Below are 13,142 nucleotides of genomic sequence, written 5' to 3' on the forward strand. Positions count from 1 at the left end.
TGCGCGGCGCCGGTGTCGGCGCGGACGGCGAGGGACGGTGCCCCGGGGAGCGCGTACGCCCGGTCCGGGGCACCTCGTGATCGGCCCGCTCAGGCCGAGTAGCCCTTCGGCGGGATGAGGCTGGCGAGCTGGCTGAAGTTCAGCCAGTAGATCTGCCAGCCGTTGAAGGACGCGGAGTCGGCGATCAGCACCGTGTTGTGGAGGGTGTCGTAGCCGATGACCGTGAAGTAGTGGTAGATCGTCTGGCCCGGCGGGTAGCCCGGAGGCTGGTTGCCGGGCGGCGCGACGATGTTGGCCACGATCGGGTGGTTGCTGTCCATGTCGGCGATGACGTCCGACCAGAGCAGGTCGATCTGCGCCTGGGTCGGCGGGTCGTTGGGCATCTCGCGGGTGAAGTAGGTCCCGGAGTCGACACGGTTGTTGAGGACCCTGGTGATCTGGCCGATGTGGTCGGTGCCGCCCTGGTGGGTGCCGAGTTCGGCCGCGAAGGTCGCCTGGTTGGGGACGGCGACCCGGGCGGAGAGCGCGCAGCGCGTGGCCGCGGGGCCGCACCAGTAGCCGGTCTCCTGGACCTGGTAGTCGACCTGGAGCACCCGCTCGTTCTGGGTGTGCACCTTCTTGGTGCGCAGCACCGGGAACTCGCTGCGGTGTCCGGAGACGACCTCGGTCTCGACCTGAACACCGTTGGGGTGGGCGGGACTCGGGGGGATCGGCGCCGGCGGCTGGCCGGGCCCGTTCTTCCCGGAGGCGGCGCGGGCGGTGCCGGTGGAGAGCAGGGCGCCGGTGGCGGTGAGTGCCAGGGCGCTTGCGAAGGCTCTTCGTCGCATGAGCGGTTCCTTCACTGTGGGGGATGCGCGATGGGCATTGAACCGGCATGAGCATGCCACAGTGAAAACGCTCTGGGGAGGGGCGGCGCGAGGTTCGGCAGCTATTTGCGAACAGCCTTGTCTGCCCCGGTGGCGCGCCGTTGCGGCCGCTGGCGCGGCCATTGGCCCGGACATGCGTCGGAGGGCTTCCCGCCCGCGGCGGAAAGCCCTCCGACTGCGCTGTGCGACGCGTACCGCCTCCCGCCGGCTGTACCGGCCGGGCCGTCCGTGCGGGGTCAGAAGCCGAGCTTGGCCACCCGGACCTTGGCCACCGCGTTCTCCTCGCCCTCCAGCGCCACATCGGCGACGGACTGGCGACCCCACACGAACATCAGCAGCTCCGAGGGCTCACCGGTGACGGTGACCACCGGAGCGCCCTTGTGGGCCACGGCGGTCTGCCCGTTCGGCCGCCGCAGCACCAGGCCGACCGGCGACTTTCGGCCGAACATCCGGGCGCCGGACTCCAGTCGGCGCCACAGCACATCGGCGAAGACCGGGTCCAACTCGCGCGGGGTCCAACCCGGCTGGGCGCGGCGCACATCCTCGGCGTGGACGTAGAACTCCACGGTGTTGGCCGCCTCGTCGACCTGCTTGAGGGCGAACGGCGACGCCTTGGGCGGGCCGGTGCGCACCAGTCGGACCAGCTCCTCGTACGGCTTCGCGGCGAACTCCCCGCTCACCCGCTCCAGTCGCGACTGGAGCGGCTTCAGGAAGGCGCCGGCCGCGGCGTCCGCCCGGCGCTCGCGCACCAGTACGTGGACGGCCAGATCACGGGTCGTCCAACCCTCGCACAGCGTCGGCGACTCGGGGCCCGCGCTCTCCAACAGGTCGGCCAGCAGCAGGCGTTCACGCTTGGCATGTGTAGACATAACGCCACCCTAAGGGCGTGTGGAGCGCGGTGCGACGCGCCGCGCGGCCGACGCCGTCGGCCGGCTGTCCACCCGCCGGACACATCCGGGAACCAGCTTTCGTCAGCCCGCGCGATCGCGGCAGAATGCAGCCATGCCATCCACCCCGTCACCCCAGCAGCCCCCGCCGCCCGACACCGGGGGCACTTCCGGCGCCGGGAGCCCGCTGGACCCCGCCCTCGCCGCGCGGCTCAAGCGGAACGCGGACGGTCTGCTGCCCGCCGTGGCCCAGCAGTACGACACCGGCGAGGTGCTGATGCTCGGCTGGATGGACGACGAGGCGCTGCACCGCACCCTGACCACCGGCCGCTGCACCTACTGGAGCCGCAGCAGGGGCGAGTACTGGGTCAAGGGCGACACCTCGGGCCACTTCCAGCACGTCAAGTCGGTCGCGCTGGACTGCGACGGGGACACGCTGCTGGTGCGCGTCGACCAGATCGGCGCAGCCTGCCACACCGGCGACCGCACCTGCTTCGACGCCGACCCGCTCCCGGTCTCGGCCCCCGCCGACACCGCAGACACCGCAGACACCGGCGCGGGCGGGGCGGGAGCCGCCGGAGCACGCACCACGGGGGACACCGCAGGAGCCGGCACCGGAAGCGGTGCCGGACAGCCCACCGAGGACGCCGCACGGCACCGTGCCGAAGGCGTCGACGCCACCGAGGAGCGCGCGTGACCACACCCGATCTGGCGACCTTCCGCACGCTCGCGAAGGACCGGCGGGTGATCCCCGTCACCCGGAGTCTGCTCGCGGACGGCGACACCCCCGTCGCGCTCTACCGCAAGCTCGCCGCCGAGCGGCCCGGCACCTTCCTGCTGGAGTCGGCCGAGAACGGCCGCACCTGGTCGCGCTACTCCTTCGTCGGGGTGCGCAGCGCCGCCACCCTGACCGTGCGCGACGGCCAGGCGCACTGGCTCGGCACCCCGCCCGTGGGCGTACCCACCGACGGGGACCCGCTGGCGGCGCTGCGCGCCACGGTGGAGGCGCTGCACACCCCGCGCGACCCCGAACTGCCCCCGTTCACCGGCGGCATGGTCGGCTACCTCGGCTACGACGTCGTGCGCCGGCTGGAGCGCATCGGCGACAGCACCACCGACGATCTGCGGCTGCCCGAGCTGACCATGCTCCTCGCCACGGACGTCGCGGTGCTCGACCACCGCGACGGCACCGTGCTGCTGATCGCCAACGCCATCAACCACAACGACCTCGACACCGGCGTCGACGAGGCGTACGAGGACGCGCTGGACCGCCTCGACTCCATGGCCGCCGACCTCTCCCGGCCCGCCGACGTCAGCGCCACCCCGCTGCCGGCATCCGAGGTGCCCGACTACCGCGAGCGCTGGGGCGGCGACCGGTACCGCGAGGCGGTCTCGGACATCAAGGAGCGGATCCGGGCGGGCGAAGCCTTCCAGGTCGTGCCCTCCCAGCGCTTCGAGGCGCCCTGTTCGGCCTCCGCGCTGGACATCTACCGGGTGCTGCGCACCAGCAACCCCAGCCCGTACATGTATCTGCTGCGCTTCGGCGGCCAGGACGAGAGCGATCCGTCGGCGGACGGCTTCGACGTCGTGGGCTCCTCGCCGGAGGCGCTGGTCAAGGTCGCCGACGGCCAGGCGATGATGCACCCCATCGCCGGCACCAGGCCGCGCGGCGACAGCCCGAAGCAGGACGCGGAGCTGGGCGAGGAGCTGCTCGCCGACCCCAAGGAGCGGGCCGAGCACCTGATGCTCGTCGACCTCGGGCGCAACGACCTCGGGCGGGTGTGCCGACCGGGCAGTGTGGAGGTCGTCGACTTCATGACGGTCGAGCGCTACAGCCACGTGATGCACATCGTCTCCACCGTCACCGGTCAACTCGCCGCCGACCGCACGGCGTTCGACGCGCTCACCGCCTGCTTCCCGGCCGGCACGCTCTCCGGCGCCCCCAAGCCGAGGGCCCTGCGCATCATCGAGGAGCTGGAGCCGACCAAGCGCGGCCTCTACGGCGGCTGCGTCGGCTATCTGGACTTCGCCGGCGACGCGGACACCGCGATCGCTATCCGCACCGCGGTGCTGCGCGACGGCACGGCCTACGTCCAGGCGGGCGCGGGCGTCGTCGCCGACTCCGACCCGGCCGCCGAGGACACCGAATGTCGCAACAAGGCGGCGGCGGTCCTGAGGGCGGTGAGGACGGCCGAACTCCTCGGCGGTAGCGTGGAGCGGTGACCGCCACGCCCTCCACCCCCCGCAGCAGCGCGTCCCGCCGCGCCCTGGGAGCCGCCCTGCCGGGCGGCGCGCTGGGCGCCACCCTCATCCTCGTCGCCGCAGGCCAGACCTGGGCCGAGGGCAGTGCGGCGATCGGCCGGGCGCGCACCGACATCCAGGTGACCGGCAGCGAGGTGACCGGGCTGCCGAGTGCGCTCGCCCTGGTCGGACTCGCCGCCCTGGTCGCGGTGTTCGCCGTGCGCCGCAAGGGTCGTACCGCCGTCGCCGCGCTGCTCGCACTGTGCGGGCTGGGCGTCGTCGTCTCCGCCCTGCTGGCCACGGCCGACACCGGTGCGCTGGAGGAGCAGGCCGCCGAGGCCACCGGCCTGGCCGACGCCGCCGTCGACCGGATCAGCCACAGCGGCTGGCCGTACGCGGCGGTGGTGGGCGGTGTGCTGCTGCTCCTCGCCGGTCTGCTGGCACTGCGCTTCGGCCGGTACTGGCCCGCCATGGGCGGCCGGTACGAGCGTTCCGGCTCCACCCGTCGCGCCGGTGCGACGCGACGGCCCCGGCCGCAGGCGCAGGAGCGGCCGGAGGACCTGTGGCAGGCGCTGGATCGCGGCGAGGACCCGACCGAGCACACGGGCCGGGAGCGGCCCGGGAGCACTGCCGGGGATCGGCCGGTCGCCGACCCCGGGCCCGGGCGGCAGCAGGACGCGGACACCGCACCGGACCCGGACGGCGCGCACGAGCGCGGCGGTTCGGACGGGGGCGGGGACGAGGGTGACCAAGCCCATGGCGGAGCGGGATCGCGCTCCTGACACAATGGACGCGAAGCATCCCGCCGCACCGCGGCCCGAAGACGGATCTACGAGGAGCACTTTCATGGCCGACACCAGCCACGGTCACACCCCCGCAGCCTGGACCGGCGTGACCATCGCCATGATCGGGTTCTGCGTCGGCAGCGTCTTCATGGTGATGGCCGAGCCGCTCGGCGTGATCGCCGGCTGCGCCGTCGTACTCCTCGGCGGGGTCGTCGGCATGATCATGCGTTCGATGGGCCTGGGCCAGCCGAAGGACACCCCGGAGCGGATCGCCGCCCGGGAGGCGGCCGTCGCCAAGGGCTGAACCACCCGCTCCTGCGCCGACCGGGCGCGGCGCCGCACCGATGCGGCTCGCCGCGCCCGTCGGTGTTTGGCGGGCCGGCCGGCTCCGCACACCCTGGTGGAATGCTCACCTCCCGGCTTCCCGCGCTCGGCGTGCTCGGCTGCGCGCTGCTCGCCCTCGGCTACGTCGGCGCGGTCGATCCCCATGAGCCGGGCCACTACCCGCTCTGCCCGGTTCTGCGGTACACCGGGCTGCTCTGCCCCGGCTGCGGCGGGCTGCGCAGTATGCACGCGCTGGTGCACGGCGATCTGCCGGCCGCGTTCGCCGCGAACGCCTTCGTGGTGGTCGTGCTGCTGGCCGCGGCGGGGGGCTGGGCGGCCTGGTTCGCGCGCCCCGCGTTCCGCCCGCGCGTACCGCTGACGCTGGTGTGGTCGGCCGGCGCCGTACTCCTGGTCTTCACAGTGCTGCGCAATCTGCCGCCCGGCGCCGCCCTGTCCCCGTAGCCGCTTCCGGCATGTGAGACCGGTGGTGGGCGGATGTGAAGGACGTGAGGATCGGCGGATACCATCACAGTGCTGACCGTGACGATCCGTACGGCTGCCGGCGGAGCTTGTCAGGACCACCGTCCCGGCCGCTTCGGACGGCGCAGACCGCCGCTTCGGTGCGACCGCGGGCCGCAGACCGCAGACCGACCAGAGAGAGGGGCCTCGTGTGAGTGTGCTCGACGAGATCATCGACGGAGTCCGTGCGGACCTCGCCGAGCGCCAGGAGCGCGTCAGCCTCGACGACCTCAAGGAGCGCGTGGAGCGCGCGCCCCGCGCCAAGGACGGCGTCGCTGCCCTCAAGGGTGACAGCGTCAAGGTCATCTGCGAGGTGAAGCGCTCCAGCCCTTCCAAGGGTGCGCTCGCCGCCATCGCCGACCCCGCCGCGCTCGCGGGCGACTACGAGGCGGGCGGCGCGGCCGTCATCTCGGTCCTCACCGAGGAGCGCCGGTTCGGCGGCTCGCTGGCCGATCTGGAGGCGGTGCGCGCCCGGGTCGACATCCCGGTGCTGCGCAAGGACTTCATCGTCACCTCCTACCAGCTGTGGGAGGCGCGTGCGCACGGCGCCGACGTGGCGCTGCTGATCGTCGCCGCGCTGGAGCAGCTGGCGCTGGTCTCGCTCATCGAGCGCGCCGAGTCGATCGGCCTGACCCCGCTCGTGGAGGTCCACGACGAGGAGGAGGTCGAGCGTGCGGTGGACGCGGGCGCCAGGATCATCGGCGTCAACGCCCGTGATCTGCGGACGCTGGAGATCGACCGGGACAACTTCGCCCGGGTCGCCCCCGAGATCCCGGACGGCATCGTCAAGATCGCCGAGTCCGGGGTGCGCGGCCCCCACGACCTCATCGCCTACGCCAACGAGGGCGCCGACGCCGTGCTGGTCGGCGAGTCCCTGGTCACCGGCAAGGACCCGCAGACCGCGGTGGCCGACCTGGTCGCCGCCGGCGCGCATCCGGCGCTGAGGCACGGACGCTGACCGTGCCCCGCCACCCCGCCGCCCCGATCGAGCGCTGTGCGCCGCGTCTGGCGTTGCCGCCCTGGCACCGCGGCTGCCGCGCGCCCGCGCGCCGGGTGCGGGGGCGGCGGGTCAGGTACCACATCGGTGCGGAGCCCGGCCAGATCAACGGAAGGCGATGGCGCGGCTGACGGCGCCACCTCCGCGAGACACCCACCACGGGACACCGGCCTGTCGCCGGGCGTTCCGGCGCGCCACGGCGCACGGTGGTGCGCGCGGCGGCTGCCGCCGTCCGCGAGCCGAGTCGACTTCCCACCGCACACAGCCGGGTCCGCCGCCGTGCGCCGACGCCGTACGCCCCTGCGTACGCTCCGGCCGGCGGCTCCCGCGAGGAGCTCACCGAGATGTCCACAGACTTCTTCCTGCCCGACCCCGACGGCCGGGTGCCCAGCAGCGCCGGGTACTTCGGGGCCTTCGGCGGCAAGTTCATCCCCGAGGCGCTGGTCGCCGCGGTGGACGAGGTCGCCGCCGAGTACGAGAAGGCCAAGGCGGATCCCGCCTTCGCGGCCGAGCTGAACGACCTGCTGGTCAACTACACCGGCCGTCCCAGCGCGCTCACCGAGGTGAAGCGCTTCGCCGAACACGCGGGCGGCGCCCGGGTGTTCCTCAAGCGCGAGGACCTCAACCACACCGGCTCGCACAAGATCAACAACGTTCTCGGGCAGGCCCTGCTCACCCGGCGGATGGGCAAGACCCGGGTGATCGCCGAGACCGGAGCCGGTCAGCACGGCGTGGCGACGGCCACCGCCTGCGCGCTGTTCGGCCTCGAATGCACCATCTACATGGGCGAGATCGACACCGAGCGCCAGGCGCTCAACGTCGCCCGGATGCGGATGCTCGGCGCCGAGGTCGTCCCGGTCGCCTCCGGAAGCCGCACCCTGAAGGACGCCATCAACGAGGCGTTCCGCGACTGGGTCGCCAACGTCGACCGCACCCACTACCTCTTCGGCACGGTCGCCGGACCGCACCCGTTCCCGGCGATGGTGCGCGACTTCCACCGGGTCATCGGGGTCGAGGCCAGGCGGCAGATCCTGGAGCGCACCGGCCGGCTGCCGGACGCCGTCGCGGCCTGCGTCGGCGGCGGCTCCAATGCCATCGGACTCTTCCACGCCTTCCTGCCGGACCGGGAGGTGCGCATCGTCGGGCTGGAGGCCGCGGGGCACGGAGTCGACTCCGGCGAGCACGCCGCCACCCTGACGGTCGGAGAGCCCGGCATCCTGCACGGCTCCCGCTCCTACGTGCTCCAGGACGACGAGGGCCAGATCACCGAGCCGTACTCGATCAGCGCGGGCCTGGACTACCCGGGCATCGGCCCCGAGCACGCGTACCTCAAGGACTCCGGCCGCGGCGAGTACCGACCGGTGACCGACGACGAGGCGATGCAGGCACTGCGGCTGCTGTCCGAGACCGAGGGCATCATCCCGGCGATCGAGAGCGCCCACGCGCTCGCCGGCGCCCTCGACCTCGGCCGTGAACTCGGCGGCGAGGGACTGGTCCTGGTCAACCTCTCCGGCCGCGGCGACAAGGACATGGACACCGCCGCCCGTTACTTCGAGCTCTACGACGAGGAGGCCAAGTGATGGCCGGCAGCACCGAACTCTCCGGGCAGCGCGCGCTGTTGGCCGGCACCCTGGCCGCCGCCCGGGAGGAGGGCCGCGCCGCGCTCGTCGGGTACCTCCCGGCCGGGTTCCCCACCGTGGAGGGCGGGATCGCCGCCTGCACCGAGATGCTCCGCAGCGGCTGCGACGTCGTGGAGGTCGGACTCCCGCACAGCGACCCCGTGCTGGACGGCCCGGTCATCCAGACCGCCGACGACATCGCGCTGCGGGGCGGGGTGCGGATCGCCGACGTGCTGCGCACGGTGCGCGAGGCGCACACCGCCACCGGCGCTCCGGTGCTGGTGATGACGTACTGGAACCCCATCGACCGGTACGGCCCCGAGCGCTTCGCCGCCGAGCTCGCGGCGGCCGGCGGCGCGGGCTGCATCCTGCCCGACCTCCCGGTCGAGGAGGCCGACTTGTGGCGCAAGACCGCCGAGGAGCACCAGCTCGCCACGGTCTTCGTGGTCGCCCCCAGCAGCAGGGACGAGAGACTGGCGAAGATCACCGCGGCCGGCAGCGGATTCGTCTACGCCGCCTCGCTGATGGGCGTCACCGGCACCAGGAAGTCCGTCGGCCGCGAGGCCGAGGCGCTGGTGACCCGGGTGCGGGCGGCAGCGGAGGACCGGCTGCCGGTCTGCGTCGGCCTCGGCGTCTCGGACGGCGAACAGGCCGCGGAGGTCGCCCGGTTCGCCGACGGCGTCATCGTCGGCTCCGCCTTCGTCAAGCGGCTGCTCGACCACCCGGACGACCTGCCGGCCGGCCTCGCCGCCGTCCGCGGGCTCGCCCGGGAACTGGCCGACGGCGTACGCCGCTGACCCTCCGGGCGTGCGGTCCGGCCGACCCGAACGCGGGCCGGCCGGACCGTGCCCGCCGGGCGTGCCGCACCCGCGGCGGCCCGTACGCGTACGCGAGCCGGGGCCCGTACGCGGGGGTGCGCGCACACTGGGCCGTAGGCGCACGCACGGCCGTGTGCGCACGGGCCCCGGATCAGGCGCACGCGGGGCCGGTCAGGGGGCGTGCAGGCGCAGGACCGCGCGCTCCGCGCCGGCCGGCGGCTCGCCGCGCAGCGAGACCGCGATCATCGTCGCGAAGGCCAACGGCACGGTCCAGGACGCCGGTTGGGCCAGGAGCACCGTCACCAGTCCCGAGTGGCCCTCGGTGAGGGCCGAGGCGAGCGCGGCGCCGGTCGCAGTGAGCGCGCCCGCCACCAGGCCGCTCGCCGCGCCCCGCACGGTCAGCCGCGGCCACCAGATGCCGAGCACCAGCAGCGGGCAGAACGTCGATGCCGCCACCGCGAACGCCCAGCCCACCAGCATGTTGATGTCCAGATGTGCGGCGGGCAGCGACAGCCCCACCGACACCAGCGCACCGGCGGCGACCGCCAGCCGCAGCCGGGAGAGCCGGCCCGCGAGCCCCCGGCCGCCGAAGAGGTCGTGCGAGAGGCCGCCCGCCAGCGCCAGCAGCAGTCCGGAGCTGGTGGAGAGGAACGCGGCGAAGGCGCCGGCCGCCACCAGAGCGGTCAGCACACTGCCCAGCGCGCCGGGCACCGCCTCGCCGGGCAGTACGACGGTGACGGTGTCGGTCGCGTTGCTGTGCACCAGGTGCGGGGTCAACACCCGTCCGAGCAGCCCGTACACCGCGGGGAAGAGGTAGAACAGGCCGAGCAGCGCGATCACGATCACCCCGACCCTGCGGGCGGCGCGGGCGCTGGGGCTGGTGTGGAAGCGCATGATCACGTGCGGCAGGCCGATCGCGCCGAGGGTCGTCGCCAGCAGCATCGACCAGGTGGCGAGCAGCGGGTGGCCGGAGTTCTCGATGTCCAGCAGCGGTCGGCTCCAGCTCTCCGGCACGCCCACCGGGGTCAGCGCGTCCGCCCGGACCTCGGGGCCGACGTGGACCATCAGATAGACCGCGGGCACCGCGATGAAGACCAGCTTCACCAGGTAGTGGAACGCCTGGACGTACGTCGCCGAACGCATCCCGCCCACCGCGATGGAGCCGCTGACCACCACCCCGGCCAGCACCACCCCCACCCAGTACGGCGTCCCGCTCACCAGTTGCAGCACCACGCCCGCGCCCTTGAACTGCGGCACCAGGTAGAGCCACATGATCACCAGGACGATCGCCCCGCACAGCTTCCGGATCGCCGGCGAACCCAGCCGGTACTCCGCGAAGTCCGGGACCGTGTACGCCCCCGAGCGGCGCATCGGCCCGGCCACCAGCGCCACCACGGCGACGTACCCGGCGGTGAAGCCGATCGCGATCCACAGGGTGCCGACGCCGTTCTTCAGCAGCAGCCCGGCGAGTCCCAGAACCGAGGCGGCCGACACGTACTCGCCGGCGATCGCCATGGCGTTGCGGCCGGTGCCCACCCGGCGGGAGGCGACCAGGAAGTCGGGGGCGGTACGGGCCGCGCGCACTCCGTACACGCCGATCGCCAGACTCGCGGCGATCAGCAGACCGATCGCCAGCAGACCGGTCAACCCCGTTCCCCCGCGGGGGAGCCCGGCACCCGGGCGTCGATGCGTTCGGCGGCGCGCACATGCAGCGCCGCGATCACCAGCAGCACCGGGTAGGTCGCCGACATCAGCACCAGCCAGGACAGCGGGAGCCCCGAGACGGTCAGATCCGCCGGCGCGGGGGCCGCCGCCAGCAGCCCGCTGGTTCCGAAGAGGACCAGGCCCAGCAGCGCCACCGTGCGCAGCGCCGCCCGCCGCTGCTCGCGGAAGACGCGGGCCGCGCGCTGCGGGTCGGCGGGCCCGGGCAGCGGTAGCGAGCCGCGCACACCCCGCGAGCGCCGGGACAGCGCGATCCTGGTCTGCGGGCTGGTGACCTTGACCCGGCGGCCCCCGCTCATCTGGCCGCCCTGCCCATCTGGCCGCTGCGGGCCGCGTCGATGAGGTGCTCCTTGAGCCCGCGCGCGTGGCGGCGGCTCACCGGCACATCACCGGCCGGCGTGCAGGCGACCAGTCCGGCGGAGCTGGTCACCCGCAGATCGTGCACCCAGCCGACCGCGACCAGATAGCCGCGGTGGACCCGTACGAAGCCCGAGGGCGCCCAGACCTCCTCCAGATAGGAGAGCGAGAGCCGGATCAGGTGGGTGTCCTCGGCGGTGTGCAGCCTGACGTAGTCGCCGTGCGCCTCCGCGTACTGGATGTCGTCGCGGCGGACGAAGACGGTGCGGCGGCTGTGCTCGATCTGCACCACCGCCAACTCGTCGGCGGGCGGGGCCGGTTGGGCGCCGCGCGGTCGCCGGGCGATCCGGGCCACCGACTCGGCCAGGCGCTCGGGGCGGACCGGCTTGAGGAGGTAGTCCACCGCCCCGATGCCGAACGCCTCGATGGCGTGCGACTCCGAGGCCGTGACGAAGACGATCGCCGGGGGTTCGGAGAGCATGCTGGTCACCCGTGCCACGTCCATCCCGGTCAGCCCCGGCATGGAGATGTCCAGGAAGACCGCGTCGAAGGAGGAGCCGCCGAGCAGCCGGACCGCGCCCTCGCCGCTGTCGGCGGCGCTGACCTCGGCTATCTCGGGGAGATCGCCGAGCAGTTCGGTCAGCTCGGCCCTGGTGTGCTGCTCGTCCTCGACCACCAGGACCGACAGCGCCGACGGGGCGCCGGGCGTCTCGGTCTGTCGCGACTGGGCGGGAAGTCGGGTCACTGCGCCACCACTCCTCGTCTGTACCGGGGTACCCGGACCTCGACCCGGGTGCCGTGGTCCGGTGCCGTCTCGATCAGCAGGCCGAACTCCTGGCCGTACACGGTGCGCAGCCGCTGGTCCACATTGGCCAGCCCCACGCCCTTGGACCGCGGTCCGCTGCCCGCGAGGATCGCCCGGGCCAGTTCGGGGTCCATTCCGACGCCGTCGTCCTCGATCTCGATGACGCACATCGTGCCCTCGCCGTAGCCGGAGACACCGATGTGGCCGCGGCCCGCCTTCTTCTCCAGCCCGTGCCGGACGGCATTCTCCACGATGGGCTGGACCACCAGGAAGGGGATGGCGACGGGCAGGATCTCCGGCGCCATCCGCACGGTGATCTCCAGCCGGTCGTCGAACCGCGCGCTCTGCAGCTCCAGATAGGTCTGGATCGCCTGGAGCTCGGCGGCGACGGTCGCGTAGTCGCCCTTGGTGGAGAAGCTGTAGCGCAGATAGTCGGCGAAGTCCGTCAGCAGGCCGCGCGCCCGGGTGGGGTCGCTGCGGATGTGGGCGGCGATCACCGCCAGCGCGTTGTGCAGGAAGTGCGGCGAGATCTGCGCCCGCAGGGTCCGCAGATCGGCTGCGGCGATACGGGCGCGCGCGCCGCTGAGCTCGGCGTGGTCCAGAGCCTCGGCGACCAGACCGGCGACCTCGCTCAGGTCCTCCGCCGCGACCTCGCCCGCGGCGATCACACAGCCGGCCAGCTCGTCGGCGACCAGCAACGGCGCGGCGCACAACGGCGGTTGGCGCAGGGCCTCGCCGCGTGCGTACACCTCGTCCAGCAGCGCGCCCGCCTCGCTGCCCGGCGGCAGCGAACCGTGCTGGGCGGCCGGACCCTCCAGATCGGCGAGGACGACCGCGTCGGCGTCCAGCAGTCTGCGGATGCGGCGCGCCGCCGCCGTGCCGCCGCTGCCGTGCAGCCCGCCGCGCAGATCGCTGCCGAGCAGCCGTGCCTCCCGCAGTACGGCGACGGTGGCGCCGGCACCCGTGTCGACGCTCGAGGCCGAGCCCCGGCGCCAGAGGCTGCCGGGTCGTCGTGCCGGGTACCACGGTCTCCACTCCACGCGGAGACCGTAACGCAGCACGCCGCAGGTGGAACCCGTCGTGGAGAGGTCCGTTCGCGGCAGCGGCGCGGCTCCGCAGCCGTGCGGCGCAGAGCCTTCGGCGCGGGGGACGCGGGCGGCGGCGGGACGACACGGGAAGCGGCCCGGCCGGCCGCCGACAGA

At 73.6% G+C, this 13,142-nt stretch carries 13 protein-coding genes and 2 pseudogenes; 9 read left to right on the forward strand and 6 right to left on the reverse strand.

What is annotated here, in order from left to right:
* Positions 1-89 precede the first annotated feature (89 nt).
* Both MTQ01_RS10355 and MTQ01_RS10360 read right to left on the reverse strand, forming a co-directional pair.
* Positions 90-827, reverse strand: a complete 738-nt coding sequence (locus MTQ01_RS10355) for a C39 family peptidase (RefSeq protein WP_247488839.1) — start codon at positions 825-827, stop codon at positions 90-92.
* A gap of 275 nt (positions 828-1,102) precedes the next feature.
* Positions 1,103-1,735 (reverse strand): TIGR03085 family metal-binding protein, encoded by a 633-nt coding sequence (locus MTQ01_RS10360; protein WP_247488841.1) that lies wholly within the window; start codon positions 1,733-1,735, stop codon positions 1,103-1,105.
* A gap of 133 nt (positions 1,736-1,868) precedes the next feature.
* Between MTQ01_RS10360 and hisI the strand changes: the two are divergent.
* The 9 genes and pseudogenes from hisI to trpA all read left to right on the forward strand — a co-directional run.
* Positions 1,869-2,270, forward strand: a pseudogene (hisI, locus tag MTQ01_RS10365) (phosphoribosyl-AMP cyclohydrolase); the annotation flags it as partial.
* 176 nt (positions 2,271-2,446) lie between these two features.
* Complete coding sequence (locus tag MTQ01_RS10370) at positions 2,447-3,976, forward strand: anthranilate synthase component I (RefSeq protein WP_247488843.1); 1,530 nt, start codon at positions 2,447-2,449, stop codon at positions 3,974-3,976.
* A pseudogene (locus MTQ01_RS10375) lies at positions 3,973-4,590 on the forward strand (TIGR02234 family membrane protein); the annotation flags it as partial. The gene MTQ01_RS10370 and the pseudogene MTQ01_RS10375, both read left to right, overlap by 4 nt.
* A 250-nt stretch (positions 4,591-4,840) precedes the next feature.
* Positions 4,841-5,083, forward strand: a complete 243-nt coding sequence (locus MTQ01_RS10380; protein WP_247488845.1) for an HGxxPAAW family protein — start codon at positions 4,841-4,843, stop codon at positions 5,081-5,083.
* A 101-nt stretch (positions 5,084-5,184) separates the two neighbouring features.
* Entirely contained in the window at positions 5,185-5,565 is a 381-nt protein-coding gene (locus MTQ01_RS10385; protein ID WP_247488847.1) for a DUF2752 domain-containing protein, read from the forward strand.
* A gap of 208 nt (positions 5,566-5,773) precedes the next feature.
* Entirely contained in the window at positions 5,774-6,580 is an 807-nt protein-coding gene (gene trpC, locus MTQ01_RS10390) for an indole-3-glycerol phosphate synthase TrpC (RefSeq protein ID WP_247488848.1), read from the forward strand.
* On the forward strand, positions 6,577-6,750 hold the full coding sequence (gene trpM / locus MTQ01_RS25290) for a tryptophan biosynthesis modulator TrpM (RefSeq protein WP_374207701.1): 174 nt from the start codon (positions 6,577-6,579) through the stop codon (positions 6,748-6,750). The genes trpC and trpM overlap by 4 nt, the downstream gene beginning before the upstream one ends.
* 213 nt (positions 6,751-6,963) lie before the next feature.
* Positions 6,964-8,199 carry a tryptophan synthase subunit beta gene (gene trpB / locus MTQ01_RS10395; RefSeq protein WP_247488850.1) on the forward strand — a complete coding sequence of 412 codons (1,236 nt, stop codon included), beginning with the start codon at positions 6,964-6,966 and terminating at the stop codon, positions 8,197-8,199.
* On the forward strand, positions 8,199-9,035 hold the full coding sequence (trpA, locus tag MTQ01_RS10400; RefSeq protein ID WP_247488852.1) for a tryptophan synthase subunit alpha: 837 nt from the start codon (positions 8,199-8,201) through the stop codon (positions 9,033-9,035). Before trpB ends, trpA begins: the two co-directional genes overlap by 1 nt.
* A 192-nt stretch (positions 9,036-9,227) precedes the next feature.
* Here the strand turns inward: trpA and MTQ01_RS10405 are convergent, their stop codons facing one another.
* Genes MTQ01_RS10405 through MTQ01_RS10420 form a run of 4 tightly spaced genes read right to left on the reverse strand, consistent with a single transcriptional unit; the run spans position 9,228 to position 12,980 of the window.
* Positions 9,228-10,703 (reverse strand): cation acetate symporter, encoded by a 1,476-nt coding sequence (locus MTQ01_RS10405; RefSeq protein WP_247488854.1) that lies wholly within the window; start codon positions 10,701-10,703, stop codon positions 9,228-9,230.
* Positions 10,700-11,077 (reverse strand): hypothetical protein, encoded by a 378-nt coding sequence (locus MTQ01_RS10410; RefSeq protein WP_247488856.1) that lies wholly within the window; start codon positions 11,075-11,077, stop codon positions 10,700-10,702. The genes MTQ01_RS10405 and MTQ01_RS10410 overlap by 4 nt, the downstream gene beginning before the upstream one ends.
* Positions 11,074-11,880 (reverse strand): LytTR family DNA-binding domain-containing protein, encoded by an 807-nt coding sequence (locus tag MTQ01_RS10415; RefSeq protein ID WP_247488858.1) that lies wholly within the window; start codon positions 11,878-11,880, stop codon positions 11,074-11,076. The genes MTQ01_RS10410 and MTQ01_RS10415 overlap by 4 nt, the downstream gene beginning before the upstream one ends.
* Positions 11,877-12,980 (reverse strand): sensor histidine kinase, encoded by a 1,104-nt coding sequence (locus tag MTQ01_RS10420; protein ID WP_247488860.1) that lies wholly within the window; start codon positions 12,978-12,980, stop codon positions 11,877-11,879. Before MTQ01_RS10420 ends, MTQ01_RS10415 begins: the two co-directional genes overlap by 4 nt.
* Positions 12,981-13,142: the final 162 nt, after the last annotated feature.

Source organism: Streptomyces sp. XM4193 (assembly GCF_023072595.1).
Lineage (GTDB): Bacteria > Actinomycetota > Actinomycetes > Streptomycetales > Streptomycetaceae > Streptomyces.